The 13885-nt window shown below is 72.0% G+C and carries 14 protein-coding genes and 1 tRNA gene; 7 read left to right on the forward strand and 8 right to left on the reverse strand.

What is annotated here, in order from left to right; translation table 11 throughout:
- Positions 1–8 precede the first annotated feature (8 nt).
- From M3666_RS05805 to M3666_RS05820, 4 genes are all read right to left on the reverse strand, one after another.
- Positions 9–320, reverse strand: a complete 312-nt coding sequence (locus M3666_RS05805; protein WP_251154728.1) for a hypothetical protein — start codon at positions 318–320, stop codon at positions 9–11.
- Between the two features lie 108 nt (positions 321–428).
- Positions 429–1199, reverse strand: coding sequence for an ABC transporter ATP-binding protein (locus M3666_RS05810; RefSeq protein WP_251154729.1), 771 nt, complete (start codon positions 1197–1199; stop codon positions 429–431).
- Positions 1199–2023: an ABC transporter permease gene (locus M3666_RS05815; protein ID WP_251154730.1), complete on the reverse strand. Its 825-nt coding sequence runs from the start codon at positions 2021–2023 to the stop codon at positions 1199–1201. Before M3666_RS05815 ends, M3666_RS05810 begins: the two co-directional genes overlap by 1 nt.
- Before the next feature lie 46 nt (positions 2024–2069).
- Positions 2070–2765, reverse strand: coding sequence for an NTP transferase domain-containing protein (locus M3666_RS05820; RefSeq protein WP_066652912.1), 696 nt, complete (start codon positions 2763–2765; stop codon positions 2070–2072).
- A gap of 333 nt (positions 2766–3098) precedes the next feature.
- Between M3666_RS05820 and M3666_RS05825 the strand changes: the two genes are divergently transcribed.
- The 3 genes from M3666_RS05825 (at position 3099) to M3666_RS05835 (ending at position 6439) form a co-directional block, all read left to right on the forward strand.
- The gene (locus M3666_RS05825; RefSeq protein ID WP_251154731.1) at positions 3099–4439 is read left to right on the forward strand and encodes an ABC transporter ATP-binding protein; all 1341 of its coding nucleotides are present in this window, start codon (positions 3099–3101) and stop codon (positions 4437–4439) included.
- On the forward strand, positions 4415–5986 hold the full coding sequence (locus tag M3666_RS05830; protein ID WP_144411248.1) for an ABC transporter permease: 1572 nt from the start codon (positions 4415–4417) through the stop codon (positions 5984–5986). Before M3666_RS05825 ends, M3666_RS05830 begins: the two co-directional genes overlap by 25 nt.
- A gap of 192 nt (positions 5987–6178) precedes the next feature.
- Positions 6179–6439, forward strand: a complete 261-nt coding sequence (locus tag M3666_RS05835; protein WP_144411249.1) for a DUF3039 domain-containing protein — start codon at positions 6179–6181, stop codon at positions 6437–6439.
- 4 nt (positions 6440–6443) lie between these two features.
- Here M3666_RS05835 and M3666_RS05840 read toward each other — a convergent pair whose 3' ends face one another.
- Positions 6444–7913 carry a nicotinate phosphoribosyltransferase gene (locus M3666_RS05840; RefSeq protein WP_374109570.1) on the reverse strand — a complete coding sequence of 490 codons (1470 nt, stop codon included), beginning with the start codon at positions 7911–7913 and terminating at the stop codon, positions 6444–6446.
- Between M3666_RS05840 and murI the strand changes: the two genes are divergently transcribed.
- Genes murI through rdgB form a run of 3 tightly spaced genes read left to right on the forward strand, consistent with a single transcriptional unit; the run spans position 7897 to position 10060 of the window.
- Complete coding sequence (murI, locus tag M3666_RS05845) at positions 7897–8742, forward strand: glutamate racemase (RefSeq protein WP_066652917.1); 846 nt, start codon at positions 7897–7899, stop codon at positions 8740–8742. The genes M3666_RS05840 and murI overlap by 17 nt on opposite strands.
- On the forward strand, positions 8739–9470 hold the full coding sequence (gene rph / locus M3666_RS05850; RefSeq protein ID WP_066652919.1) for a ribonuclease PH: 732 nt from the start codon (positions 8739–8741) through the stop codon (positions 9468–9470). The genes murI and rph overlap by 4 nt, the downstream gene beginning before the upstream one ends.
- On the forward strand, positions 9467–10060 hold the full coding sequence (rdgB, locus tag M3666_RS05855; protein ID WP_066652922.1) for an RdgB/HAM1 family non-canonical purine NTP pyrophosphatase: 594 nt from the start codon (positions 9467–9469) through the stop codon (positions 10058–10060). Before rph ends, rdgB begins: the two co-directional genes overlap by 4 nt.
- A 190-nt stretch (positions 10061–10250) precedes the next feature.
- Here rdgB and M3666_RS05860 read toward each other — a convergent pair whose 3' ends face one another.
- The 3 genes from M3666_RS05860 to M3666_RS05870 form a co-directional block, all read right to left on the reverse strand.
- A complete protein-coding gene (locus tag M3666_RS05860) occupies positions 10251–10991 on the reverse strand; it encodes a DedA family protein (RefSeq protein WP_066652928.1) in 741 nt (246 codons plus the stop codon).
- Positions 10992–11109: 118 nt separating this feature from the next.
- A tRNA-Leu gene (locus M3666_RS05865) sits at positions 11110–11190 on the reverse strand.
- Between the two features lie 66 nt (positions 11191–11256).
- Positions 11257–12618 carry an MFS transporter gene (locus M3666_RS05870; RefSeq protein ID WP_251154732.1) on the reverse strand — a complete coding sequence of 454 codons (1362 nt, stop codon included), beginning with the start codon at positions 12616–12618 and terminating at the stop codon, positions 11257–11259.
- Positions 12619–12671: 53 nt separating this feature from the next.
- On the opposite strand from M3666_RS05870, the gene mnmA reads away from it, so the two are divergent.
- Positions 12672–13778 (forward strand): tRNA 2-thiouridine(34) synthase MnmA, encoded by a 1107-nt coding sequence (gene mnmA, locus M3666_RS05875; RefSeq protein WP_251154733.1) that lies wholly within the window; start codon positions 12672–12674, stop codon positions 13776–13778.
- The last annotated feature ends 107 nt before the right edge of the window (positions 13779–13885 follow it).

Here is a 13885-nt window from a genome sequence, read left to right on the forward strand (position 1 = left end):
TGCGGTCGTCACGACGCGAGGCCGACCAGACGGTCGCCCACGAGTGACATCCGCCACAGGTACTCGGAACGGTCCGGGCGCCGCCACCGGACGACCACGATGCCGGTCTGCTCGGGGTCGGCGCCGAACACCGCGATCGACAGGGATCGACCCGGGTCGAGACGGTTGACCGCCAGCGGCGGGCAGTACCCGCTGCCGAGGTGCGTGAGGGAGATCGCGTGGAGCGGCTCCGGCCCGGTGTTCACCAGGTCGTAGCGACGTGGTGCCCAGGATCGGTCGACGGTGAACGGGACTGCGTAGGCCGTGGGTGGGTGGTGCATGCGGGCCACGGTAGGGGGAGGGGCCGACGTCGGGAGCCCGGGGGAGTGCGCTGGTGCCTCGGCTTGTGGACGAGGGTACGGCGGGGCCCGGGTGTGGAGGAGCGGAGCTCAGGCCCCGTGGTCGGCCGCGTACCGCGCCAGGGCTGCCTCGATCGTGTCGTCGAGCTGCAGACGCCCCTTGTCGAGGTAGAGCCCCCGGTCGCAGAAGCGACGCAGGTCCTTGTCGTTGTGCGAGACGAAGAACAGCGTCCGGCCACCGGCCAGCAGCTCCTCGATGCGCTTGTAGCACTTCTCGCGGAAGCTCTTGTCACCCACCGCCAGGACCTCGTCCACCAGGATCACCGGTTCGTCCAACCGCGAGATCACCGCGAACGCGATGCGCACCTTCATGCCGCTCGACAGGTGCTTGTAGGGGGTGTCGACGAAGTCGCCGATCTCGGCGAAGTCGATGATCTCGTCGAAGGCGTCCCGGATCTCGGCCCGGGACATCCCGTGCAGACCCGCTGTCAGGTACACGTTGTCCCGGACGGTGAGGTCGCCGACGAAGCCGCCGGTGATCTCGATGAGCGGAGCGACACCCGCGTCGACACGGACCCGTCCCTCGTCCGGCAGCATGACCTGCGCGACGAGCTTGAGCAGGGTCGACTTCCCCTGACCGTTGCGTCCGACGACGCCGATGGCCTCGCCCGGTCGGACGTCGAACGACACGTTGCGGAGCGCCCAGAACTCGTCCGCGCGCTTGCGGCGGTTGCTCCCGGCGAACAGGTCCTTGAAGCTCCGGCTCGCGCGGCGGTTGCGCTTGAACCGGATGCCGGCGTCGCGCACGGAGATCACGGGCGCCACGCTCGTGGACGGCGCGGTCCGGTCGGTCGCGGTCATCACAGCTCCTTCAGGACGCGGTGCTCGCTCCGGCGGAACACGACGAGACCGACGGCGAGGACCACGGCGGTGACCACCACCGACACGCCGACCTCGAGCCAGTCGAGCTGGCCGGGGAAGAACGCGGAGCGGTACAGGCCGAAGATGCCGCTGAGCGGGTTCAGTGCGGCGATGTCGTGCAGCCGGTCGGGCAGGGCCTGCGTGCCGTAGATGATCGGCGACGCGTAGAACAGGAACCGCAGGACGAGCTTCACGGCGCGTTCCAGGTCACGGAAGAAGACGACCAGGGGTGCGACGATCAGCCCGATCCCGTAGACCAGGGCGCACTGCAGCACGATGGCCAGCGGGTACAGCGCCAGTTCCCAGTGCAGGTGCGCACCGGCGGCGATCGCGAAGACCGCGAGCACCGGCAGGCTCAGCAGGAACTCGATGCCCTTCGACGCGTTCACCCGGGCGACCCAGATGCTCCGGGGGATCGTCGTCGACCGGATCAGCTTCGCCTCCTTCGTGAAGGCCCGGGTCGAGTCCGACACCGCTCCGGTGAACCACATCCACGGCAGCAACGCCGACAGCAGGAAGACGATGTACGGTTCCTCGCCCACCGATCCCCGGTGGAAGACCTGGGTGAAGACGAACCAGTAGATCGCCGACATCACCAGCGGGTCGAGGATCGACCACAGGTACCCGAGCGCGGACGTCGAGTACCGGACGCGCAGGTCCCGCACGGTCAGCAGCCAGAGTGCCTGGCGGTACCGCCGACCGGCGCTCCGGGACGACGTCGATGCGGTCGTCGCGGGCGCGGTCGGCGCACTCGCTGTGGTCACGCGGCTTCCCTCCGGGCGGAACCGCCGAGGGGGTCCTGACGGTGGTTCAGGCGAACAGGTCGTTCGCGCGCTGGAGGTCCTCGGCGAAGTCGATCTCGACCGCGTACAGGTCGGAGATGTCGATCGGCGACCAGCGTAGCCCGTCCTCGGCGATGGCAGCCTCGATGCCGCCCTCGAAGTACTCCTGGTCGTCGACGCGGCCGAGCTGGCGGATGAGTGCCTGCTTGTCGCGCGAGGAGACGTAGTTGATGCCGACGGCCTCGCCCAGTCCGCCCACGACCCGCTTCGAGAGTTCCTTGATGCAGCCGTCGGCGTCGACCGTGTACTTGACCTCCTCGTCGGAGACCTTCTCGGTGTTGACGCTGACGAACGAGCGGTCCTGGTCCATCATGTCCGCGGCACGGACGAGGGCGCGCGGGTCGAAGACGACGTCGCCGTTCATCCACAGGACACCGCTCTTGCCGGTCGCCTTGAGCGCGCGCAGCAGGCTCTTCGACGTGTTCGTCGAGTCGTAGGACTCGTTGTAGACGAAGTTCGCCTCGGGGAACGCCTCGACGATGTACTCGGACTTGTAGCCGACGACGATCGTGACGCGGGCGCTCGAGCCGAAGGCGGCTCGGATGTTGTCGAACTGCTGCTGCATGATGGTGCGGCCGTCGCTGAGTTCGGTCAGCGGCTTCGGCAGGCTCCGACCGAGTCGGCTGCCCATCCCCGCTGCGAGGATGACGATCTGCGTGGTCATGCTGGTCCCTTCTGGTGTCCGCCCGCGCGCCGCGTGGGGCACGGGCGGGCCTCGTCGAGTGTGCCCGCTCCGGGTCCGAGTTCGCCGTGAGCGTGCGCTTCCTGCACCTTCGTGCGGGGGACGAGCGGCCACGGGCGCCCGTCCGGGCAGGTTTCCATGTGGTGAACACTCCGTCGTGCCCTGGTGAATGATACGGAACGAGTGCGCTCCGGGGTACACCCCCGCGTGCTTCGTGCTCATTTCGTGATCCTGTGACCGGTTCGGTACCGAGGCCCTCGCGGACGCGCCGCCGGTCGGGGTCGGCCGCGTCCGGCGCGTTGGTACGGTGGGGCGGTGGCTGCAGCTGATGACGACGACGTGTACGCGACGTCCGACGCCGCCTGGCTGGCGGACGCGGACGGACCGTCCGGTGACGCGGCCGACGACGACACGGGGGACGAGGATGCGCGCGACGACGCCTCCGATGATGACGAGATGACCGACGACACGACGGGTGCGGCCGTCGCGGTCGGTCACGACGAAGGGGCACCCGACCAGGTCGCCGACCCGGAGACCGCCGTCGCCTCGCGACCGGCAGCTGCTGCGACGAGCGCACCCGCCACCGCTGCTGCGGCGACCGGCACACCGACGGCCACGGCCGCCGCGTCGGACCGCACCCCCCGCAAGGGCAAGGGCAAGGGCAAGGGCAAGGGGCGTGCCGCACGACCCTCGGGCCCCGCGACGCCCGCACAGCCCACCGACACGACCGCCACCGGCTCCGGCGCGGCCGGGGACGACGCGTCGAGCACGGGGACGACCCAGCGTGCGGGCACGCCGAAGACCGCTGCGGCCGGCTCCACGGCGAAGGAGAAGCGCGCTCCCGGACGCCAGCCGACCGCCACCGCCGCCGCGACGCAGACCGCACAGGCGCAGCAGCCCGTCGTGCTCCGCGCGAGCGGCCTCGTGAAGCGGTACGGCCAAACCCTCGCCGCGGACGAGGTCGACCTCGAGATCCGCCAGGGTTCGATCTTCGGCGTCGTCGGACCGAACGGCGCCGGCAAGACCACCACGCTCTCGATGGTCACCGGTCTCCTCCGGCCCGACGCGGGCACCGTGAGCGTCCTCGACCACGACGTCTGGTCCGACCCGACGGCGGCCAAGCGCGCCCTCGGTGTGCTGCCCGACCGGCTCCGGCTGTTCGACCGGCTCACCGGCGCGCAGCTGCTGCACTACTCGGCCACGCTCCGTGGGCTCGACGGTGCGACCGCACGGAAGCGCAGCACCGACCTGGCCGAGGCGTTCGGTCTCGGCGAGGCGCTCGGACGCCAGGTCGCCGACTACTCGGTCGGCATGGCGAAGAAGATCGCGCTCGCCGCGACCCTGATCCACTCGCCGCGCGTCCTCGTGCTCGACGAGCCGTTCGAGTCGGTCGACCCGGTGAGCGCGGCGACGATCACGGACATCCTGCGGCGGTACACCCGCGGCGGCGGCACCGTGGTGCTCTCCAGCCACTCCATGGAGCTCGTGCAGCGCACGTGCGACTCCGTCGCGATCATCGTCGGCGGCAAGGTCCTCGCCTCCGGCACGATGGCGCAGGTCCGCGGGCGCAAGAGCCTCGAGGACAAGTTCGTCGAACTCGCGGGCGGCCGCGTCGTGGCAGAGAGCATGGAATGGTTGCACAGCTTCTCCGACTGAGGGTCGACCTGCTCGCGGGCGAGGTCCGTGGGGGAGCCCGACGGTCGGTCCTCGTGGTGCTCGGGTCCCTGCTCGGCCTGGTCGCCGCCGTGGTGGTGGCCGGCGAGCTCCTCGCGCTGCGGCAGGCACCCGTCGAGGTCGCGCGGTCGGTCGCGGTCCCCGTCGGCACGTTCGTCGCCCTCGCACTCACGCTGGTGCCGCTCGTCGTCGGTCGCAGCGACCAGTTCGACCCGCGCCGCTTCGCCGTGTACGGGATCGACCGCCGTCACCTCGCCGTCGGTCTCGGCGTCGCCGGACTCGTGGGCGTCCCGGTGCTCGCCGTCGCGGTCGTCGCGGTCGGGCAGGTCGGCGCGTGGTCGCGCAGCGGCGGCACCGCGGTGCTGGCCGTCGTCGCCGCACTGCTCGGCACCCTGACCTGCGCCCTGCTGCTGCGGGTCGGCAGCGCCGTCGGTGCGACCTTCGTCGGACCGCACCGGTCGCGCGACGCCGGCTGGCTCGCCGCCCTCGTGATCGTCGTGCTGGGACTGCCGGTGGCGTCGCTGCTGTTCCGCAGCGACTGGCTCGACCCCGCCAGCACCGAGCTCCAGCGGATCGCCGACGTCGCCGGGTGGACGCCGTGGGGTGCCGCCTGGGCGGTGCCGGCGGACGTGGCGAGCGGTCGCGTCGGCGAGGGGCTCCTGAAGCTGCTGGTCGCCCTGGTCACCGTCGCACTGCTCGCGTGGGCCTGGTGGGCGCTGGTCGGCGCCGCACTCGAGGCCGCGGACGGACGCGCCGGCACCCGCCGGTACCGCGGGCTCGGCTGGTTCGCCGGCCTGGGCTCGACGCCGGTCGGCGCGGTCGCCGCCCGGGCGCTGACGTACTGGGGCCGTGACCCGCGCTACCGGATGTCCTACCTGGTCATCCTGTTCGTGCCGCTCGTGGTGCTCCCGCTCGGGGTCGCCGGCGTGCCGTGGCACTGGACCGCGCTGGTCCCGCTGCCGCTCATGGCACTCATCGCCGGGTTCCTGCCCCACAACGACGTCTCCTACGACAACACCGCGGTCTGGCTGCACGTCGCGTCGGGCGCTCCCGGTTGGACCGACCGGCTCGGGCGACTCGTGCCCCTGCTCGTCGTCGGACTGCCGCTCGTCGTGGCGGGCGCCGCCGTGTCCGCCGCGCTCTTCGGGGACCCCACGGCCTTCCCGGTGCTCACCGGCATCGCAGTGGGTGCACTGCTCGCCGGGCTCGGGCTGTCGAGCGTCGTCTCCGTCCTGCTGCCGTACCCGACCGTCCGCCCCGGCGACCACCCGTTCCAGCAGCCGCAGGCCGCCGGGACGACGGCCGCGGTCGCGCAGACGACGATGATCGTCGGCATCCTGGCGTCGCTCGTCCCCGCGGGCTGGCTGGCGGTGCTCACCGCGGTCGAGGGTCCGGAACCCTGGGCACTCGCGACGCTCCTCGTCGGCATCGCCGTCGGTGTCGTCGTGCTCGTGACCGGCGTGGCCGTCGGCGGTCGGCTCTTCGACCGGCGTGGTCCCGACCTGCTCGCTGCGGCGCAGCGGAACTGAGCGCCTGCCGGCCGGGAGGCACGCTGTGGCCCGACGCCGTGCCTCCCGTCGGTACGCACCGTCGGACGGGAGGCGCGTGGCGGGACCGTCCCGCGCCTCCCGTCCGTCCTCGGTGCAGGTGAGCCGCGTGGCGGGGCGGACCCGCGCCTCCCGTCCGTCGCGGCGTCGGCCGCATCGTCGTACCCTGGACCCATGAGCATGACGGAACCCGGCGGCGGCCTCGACGTGATGGACCGCGAGCTCGAGAAGCTCCTCGAGGAAGAGGCGATCGAGCCCGGCGACCACGAGCGGTTCTCGCACTACGTGAAGAAGGACAAGATCCTGCAGTCCGCACTCTCCGGCAAGCCGGTCAAGGCGCTCTGCGGCAAGAAGTGGGTGCCGGGCCGTGACCCCGAGAAGTTCCCGGTGTGCCCGGACTGCAAGGCCATCTACGAGAAGATGAAGTCCGAGTAGTCCGCTAGACCACCAGGGTGGGGATCGCCGGGTCGCCGCGTCCGATGCGGGACGCGTCCACCGGGAGCTCCGCCTTGGCGCGCTCGTGGTGTGCGCGCGCGGCCTCGACACCGGCGACCCCGAGGAACGCCGGGTCGACCTCGCCGTGGTCCACCACGGGGACGAGCAGGGGTCGCTCGTCGGGGCCGAGGCGACCGGAGGTCAGGACGACCTCGGCGGTGGCGATGCCGTTGCGGAGGCGCCGGCCGGCCTCCTTGCGCCCACCGGTCGAGGCCTTGTCCGCGGACTTCTTCGCGACGGGGACCCACTCGTCGCCCGCCGGGGTCTGGTGCGCGACGAGCTTGAACACCATGCCGGCCGCCGGGTGGCCCGAACCGGACACGACGCTCGTGCCGACACCGTAGGAGTCGACCGGCGCGGCCCGGAGCGCGGCGATCGTGTACTCGTCCAGGTCGTTCGTCACGGTGATCTTCGTCGCCGGGGCACCGAGCCGGTCGAGCTGCGCGCGGACCGCGGCGACGACGCTCGGCAGGTCACCGCTGTCGATGCGGACCGCGCCGAGCCGGCCGTCGGTGAGCCGGACGGCGGTCTCCACCGCTGCCTCGATGTCGTACGTGTCGACGAGCAGCGTGGTGCCGTCGCCGAGGGCGTCGAGCTGCGAGCGGAACGCGGCCTCCTCGGAGTCGTGCAGGAGCGTGAACGCGTGCGCGGCGGTGCCCATCGTCGGGATGCCCCAGGTGCGGCCGGCCTCGAGGTTGCTCGTCGCGCCGAAGCCCGCGATGTACGCGGCGCGGGCGGCGGCGACGGCGTTCCACTCGCCGGTGCGTCGCGAGCCCATCTCGGCGAGCGGACGGCCGTCGGCGGCGGACACCATGCGGGCGGCTGCGCCGGCGATGGCGGAGTCGGCGTTGAAGATGCTCAGCGCGAGGGTCTCGAGGACCACCGACTCGGCGAACGTCCCCTCGACCTGCAGCACGGGGGAGTTGGGGAAGAAGACCTCGCCCTCGCGGTAGGCGCGGACGTCCCCGGTGAACCGGTAGTCCGCGAGCCACCGAGCCGTCCCCTCGTCGATCACGCCGCGGTCGCGGAGGAAGCCGATCTCCTCGTCGCCGAAGCGGAACTCCGTGAGCGCCGTGAGGAAGCGCCCGAGACCGGCGGCGACACCGTAGCGGCGGCCGTCGGGGAGGCGGCGGGCGAACACCTCGAACACACAGCGTCGATCGGCGGTGCCGTCCTTGAGGGCGGCGTCCACCATGGTGAGTTCGTACTGGTCCGTGAGGAGCGCGCTGGTCACGCGTCCGACACTAGTGACCTCCCGGTGCCGAGGTGACGTCGGTGTGCCACGGTGACGTCGCGGAGCCGGGGCGACGTCGCGGAGCCGGGGCGACGTCGCGGTGCCGAGGCGCGGGGCGCGCGTGGTCGGGCGCCGGGTGAGTGCGGCTCGGTACGCTGGGCGGGTGACGGATGCACCGATCGGAGTCTTCGACAGCGGGGTCGGTGGACTGACGGTCGCGCGGGCGATCATCGACCAGCTGCCGCGCGAGAGCATCCGCTACGTCGGGGACACCGTGCACTCGCCCTACGGCCCGAAGCCGATCGCCGACGTCCGGCGGTACGCGCTCGAGGTGATGGACGACCTCGTCGACCAGGGCGTGAAGGCGCTGGTGATCGCGTGCAACACCGCGTCCTCCGCCGTGCTCCGCGATGCTCGGGAACGCTACGAGCAGGCGTACGGCATCCCCGTCGTCGAGGTGATCCAGCCGGCCGCCCGTGCCGCCGTGAAGCAGACCCGGACCGGTCGCGTCGGGGTGATCGGGACGGTGGGGACCATCGCCTCGCGGGCGTACGAGGACGCGTTCGCCGTGGCTGCCGACGTCACCCTGTCCCTCGCAGCGTGCCCGCGCTTCGTCGAGTTCGTCGAGGCCGGGGACACCTCGTCGCCGGCGCTCCGTGAGGTGGCGGCGCAGTACCTCGCGCCGATCCGCGCCGCCGACGTCGACACGCTCGTGCTCGGGTGCACCCACTACCCGCTGATGTCCGCGGCGATCCAGTACGTGATGGGCCCGGACGTCACGCTCGTGTCGAGCGCCGAGGAGACCGCGAACGACGTCTACCGTCGGCTCGTCGAGCACGGGCTCGAACGCACCACCCCGGAGCCGCCGACCTACGCGTTCGAGGCCACCGGCGACGACAAGAACGGCTTCATCCGGCTCGCCCGGCGCTTCCTCGGTCCCGAGGTCTCGAGCGTCGGACACCTCCAGACCGGGGCCATCACGCTGCCCCGAACCGAAAGGACCCCATGAGCACCCGCATCGACGGCCGCAGTGCCACCGACCACCGTCCGGTCAGCATCGAGCGGGGGTGGAGTTCGCAGGCCGAGGGCAGCGCACTCATCTCGTTCGGCAACACGAAGGTGCTGTGCACGGCGTCCTTCACCAACGGTGTGCCGCGCTGGATGGCCGGCAAGGGCACCGGCTGGGTCACCGCCGAGTACTCGATGCTGCCGCGGTCGACGAACGAGCGCATGCAGCGCGAGTCGATCAAGGGCAAGGTCGGCGGACGGACGCACGAGATCTCGCGGCTCATCGGGCGGTCGCTCCGAGCGGTCGTGGACATGAAGGGCCTCGGCGAGAACACCCTCGTCCTCGACTGCGACGTGCTGCAGGCCGACGGCGGGACCCGCACCGCGTCGATCACCGGCGCCTACGTGGCGATGGTGGACGCGATCGAGTGGGGCCGCGACAAGGGCTTCATCGCCAAGAAGGCGACGCCGCTCACCGACAGCGTGCAGGCGATCTCGGTCGGCATCGTTGGGGGGGAGCCGATGCTCGACCTCGCGTACACCGAGGACTCCGCGGCCGACACCGACATGAACATCGTGACGACCGGCTCCGGCAAGTTCATCGAGGTGCAGGGCACGGCGGAGCACGCGCCGTTCGATCGCGACGAGCTGGACACGCTGCTCGACCTCGGCCTCGCGGGCAACCGGTCGCTCGCGGCGATCCAGCGCGACGTGCTGGGCCTCGCGTGACCGGCCACACCGTCGTCCTGGCGACGCACAACCAGGGCAAGGTCGTCGAGCTGCGCGGGATCCTCGGCGAGGCCCTCGGCGCGGGCGTCGAGCTCGTCGGGTACGACGGTCCGGAGCCCGTCGAGGACGGCGACACCTACGCGGCGAACGCGCTCATCAAGGCGCGTGCGGCGGTGGCGCACACCGGGCTGCCGGCGCTCGCCGACGACTCCGGGATCGCCGTCGACGCGCTCGGCGGGGCACCCGGCATCCACTCCGCCCGGTACGCCGGGACGCGCGTGGACGCGGACAACATCGCGCTGTTGCTGCGGAACCTCGAGGGGGTCGTGGAGCGGACCGCTGCGTTCGTGTGTGCCGCCGCCTTCGTCACCCCGGACGGCACGGAGCACCTGTTCGAGGCGGTGTGGAACGGCGAGGTCCTGACCGAGCCGGTCGGGGACGGCGGACACGGGTACGACCCGGTGTTCCAGCCGGACGACGCCGACCGTTCGGCAGCACAGCTGACGCGCGACGAGAAGAACGCACTGTCGCACCGGTCGAAGGCGTTCCGGGGGATCGCACCGATCGTCCGGGAGTACTTCGGGGTCTGACCACACCGGTCGGAGGGCTCCGCGGGACGCCGGCGTCAGCGCGGCGTTCCATGCCCAGGCACAACGAGCGACACCTCGCGCCACGGGTTCCCGTGGCGCGAGGTGTCTTCGGTTGTGCGACGCCGCCGCTGCAGCGCCGTGTGCGGACGGTCAGCGCCGCCAGGCCGCCGGAGCGCCGACGGCCCGCCGACTACTGCTCGGCCGGGCGACCCGCGCCGTCGGCGGTACCCCGCTCGGCGCCACCGCGCTGCGCTGCCTCCTCGGCCTCGGCGGCGTGCTTCGCCTTGCGCGCGGTCCGCCAGTAGTGCAGCCCCGCGGGGACGACCGTGACGAGCACCGCGAGGATGAGGATCACGTCGATGTAGTTCCGCACGACGTACGCGATCGGCGGGATGTACCCGAGGAAGTACCCGAGGAAGGTCACGCCGACACCCCAGACGACCGCACCGATGGCGTTGTACAACGAGTACTTCTTGTAGTTCATGCGCCCGACCCCGGCCGCGATCGGCAGGAAGGTCCGGACCACGGGGACGAAGCGGGCGAGGATGACCGCGAGCGGGCCGAAGCGGTGGAAGAACGCGTTCGTGCGGTCGACGTTCTCCTTCGAGAAGAGTCCGCTCTCCTTGCGCTCGAAGATCGGGGGCCCGGCCTTCTTGCCGATGTAGTACCCGAGCTCACCGCCCAGGAACGCCGCCGCGCCGATCATCAGCGCCGCCGCCCAGATGGGGATGCCGCCGATCTGGCCGCCGCGGTCGAAGGCGAAGAGCCCCGTGATGACGAGCAGGCTGTCGCCGGGGAAGACGAAGCCGATCAGCAGGCCCGTCTCGGCGAAGACGATGGCGCAGACGATGAGCACGGCGATGGCCCCGAAGTGGTCGAGGATGTACTGCGGGTCGAGCCACGGGATCAGGGCGAGTGCGACGGAGTGCATGGTTGTTCCGGTCGTGTCGGGGCGGGGCACGGGGAAGCTCCCGCCTGACGAGGGTACCGCCCGGCGGTGACCGCCCCATCCTCCTGTGGTGTGACTCCACCCGGCGAGCCGACCATCGTGCGGAAGGAGGGACTCGAACCCTCACGCCTGGGGCACAGGAACCTAAATCCTGCGTGTCTACCGATTCCACCACTCCCGCGAGCAGCGGCAGTCTACCGAGGCGTGGACGCGGGGCGGGCGGGAGCCGCGCCTCCAGGCCGTCCGCTCAGCGCAGCCGACGAGGCAGGTACCGCGGCACGTACCGCAGCAGCACCCCCGCACCGACCAGGCCGAGCACCCCCATCACCCCGCTCGCCAACGCCAGCGAGGCGACCGCGGTGACGCCCGAGATCAGCAGTGGCGCCGCAGCCGACCCGAAGTCCCCCGTGAAGCGCCACGCACCGAGGAACGGTGCCGGGTTCCCCCGCGGCGCGAGGTCCGCACCGAGCGTCATGAGGATGCCGCTGCCGACCCCGTTGGCGAGTGACATGCCGATCGCGATGCCGACGAACCACCCGACCCTCGCGTCGAGGTGCCCGCTCCAGGCGAGCAGGAAGTAGCTCACGGCGAGCCCGAGCATGCACGGCAGGGCGCTCGCGAGTCGGCCCCAGCGGTCCATGATCTGCCCGCTCGTGTAGAAGAGCGCGAAGTCGACGGCGCCGGCGATGCCGATGACGAGCGCGGCCGAGGCGTCGTCGAGACCGACGCTGACCGCCCAGAGCGGCAGGATCACCTGCCGTCCGGCGCGGAGCGCGCCGATGAGCGCCGCTCCGCTGCCGAGCCGTGCCAGGACGGCGCGGTTCTCGCGGATGGTGCGGAAGAGGCCGTGTGCCTCGCGTTCGACGAACTGCGCGCCCGTGTCGGTGGGCGGCTCGTCGGGGTGCGGCGCGGGTGCCGTGCGCCGTGCCGCGTCGGCCGCGTCCGGTCCGCGGGTCGCGTCCGTCCCGTCGGTCGCGCTCGTCGTGTCCGGCCTGGAGGCCCTGCTCGGCAACCGCAGACCGCGTGCGCCCGTCGCGGGGTCGCGCAGGACGAGGAGCACGACCGCCGCCGCGAGGCAGCACACCACGTGGATCCAGAAGGCGCTCTGCGTCGTGCCGGTCAGGTGGACGACGCCGGCCGAGAGGAAGGGCCCGACGAAGTAGCCGAAGCGGAACACGCCGCCGAGGCTCGACAGGGCGCGGGCCCGGATCCGCAGGGGGATCGCGGTCGTCATGTAGGCGTGCCGGGCGAGGGCGAAGACGGCGGTCGAGACACCGACCAGGAACACCCCGACGGCGAGCACCCAGGGGCTCGGCGAGACGACGCAGACGAGCAGCCCGACGACGGACACCACGGCGGCGCCGATCATCGCGTTCCGTTCACCGATCCGTCCGACCACGACGCCGGAGGGCACGTCACCGATGAGCTCGCCGACCAGGATGAGCGCGGCGACGAACCCGGCGAACGCGAGGCTCGCGCCGAGGGAGTCGGCGGCGATCGGGATGATCGGGATGATCGCTCCCTCGCCGATCGCGAAGAGCGCCGCGGGCAGGAAGCCGGACAGCAGGACGCCGCGGCGGTCGAAGGCGTCGTTCGTGGTGCTGGTCATCGTCGAGCAACGGTACGCCTGGACTCGTCGGGGGATGCGCTTACCCTGGATGCATGCGTGTACTTGCGGCGATGAGCGGTGGGGTCGACTCGGCGGTGGCCGCGGCGCGAGCCGTCGACGCCGGGCACGACGTGGTCGGTGTGCACCTGGCGCTGAGCCGGATGCCGGGCACGCTCCGCACGGGGAGCCGTGGCTGCTGCACGATCGAGGACTCGATGGACGCGCAGCGGGCAGCCTCGGCGCTCGGGATCCCGTACTACGTGTGGGACTTCTCGGCGCGCTTCAAGGAGGACGTCGTCGACGACTTCGTCGCGGAGTACCAGGCCGGCCGCACCCCGAACCCCTGCATGCGGTGCAACGAGCGGATCAAGTTCGCCGCCCTGCTCGAGAAGGCGCTCGCCCTGGGCTTCGACGCCGTGTGCACCGGCCACTACGCCTCGGTCGTGACCGGGTCGGACGGCGCCCGTGAGCTGCACCGTTCGGCGGCGTGGGCGAAGGACCAGTCGTACGTGCTCGGCGTGCTGACGGCCGAGCAGCTGGAGCACGCGATGTTCCCGCTCGGTGCGACACCGTCGAAGGACGAGGTCCGTGCCGAGGCGGCGGCGCGCGGGCTGACCGTCGCGCAGAAGCCCGACTCCTACGACATCTGCTTCATCCCGGACGGGGACACCCGCGGGTGGCTGGCCGACCGCGTGGGGACCGCGCCGGGCTCGGTCGTGGAGCGCGACGGCACCGTGGTCGGCGAGCACGAGGGTGCCACGGGCTACACCGTCGGGCAGCGCCGCGGACTGCACCTCGGACGCCCGGCACCGGACGGCAAGCCGCGCTTCGTGCTCGAGATCCGGCCGAAGGACAACACCGTCGTCGTCGGACCGAAGGAGGCGCTCGACGTCCGGTCGATGGCCGGCTCGCGGTTCACCTGGGCCGGGACCGCTCCGGCCGACCCGTCGACGCCGTTCGCGTGCGACGTGCAGATCCGGGCGCACGCCGATCCGGTCCCGGCGACGGCGCGGGTGACGGACGGCGAGCTCGTGATCGACGTCGACGAGCCGCTGTCCGGTGTGGCTCCCGGTCAGACTGCGGTGGTCTACGTCGGCACCCGGGTGCTCGGGCAGTGCACGATCGACCGCACCGTCTCGGCGGTGCCCGCGACCGTCTGAGCCTGCGGCCCGGGGCCGGGCAGCCCGCTGCTGCCGGGGCCGGGCAGCGGGGTGCTGCCGGGGCCGGGCGGCTGGGGTCGGGGAGCCGGCTGCGGCCGGGGTCGGCG

Origin of the sequence: Curtobacterium sp. ODYSSEY 48 V2, from assembly GCF_023712625.1 — a bacterium.
GTDB lineage: Bacteria > Actinomycetota > Actinomycetes > Actinomycetales > Microbacteriaceae > Curtobacterium.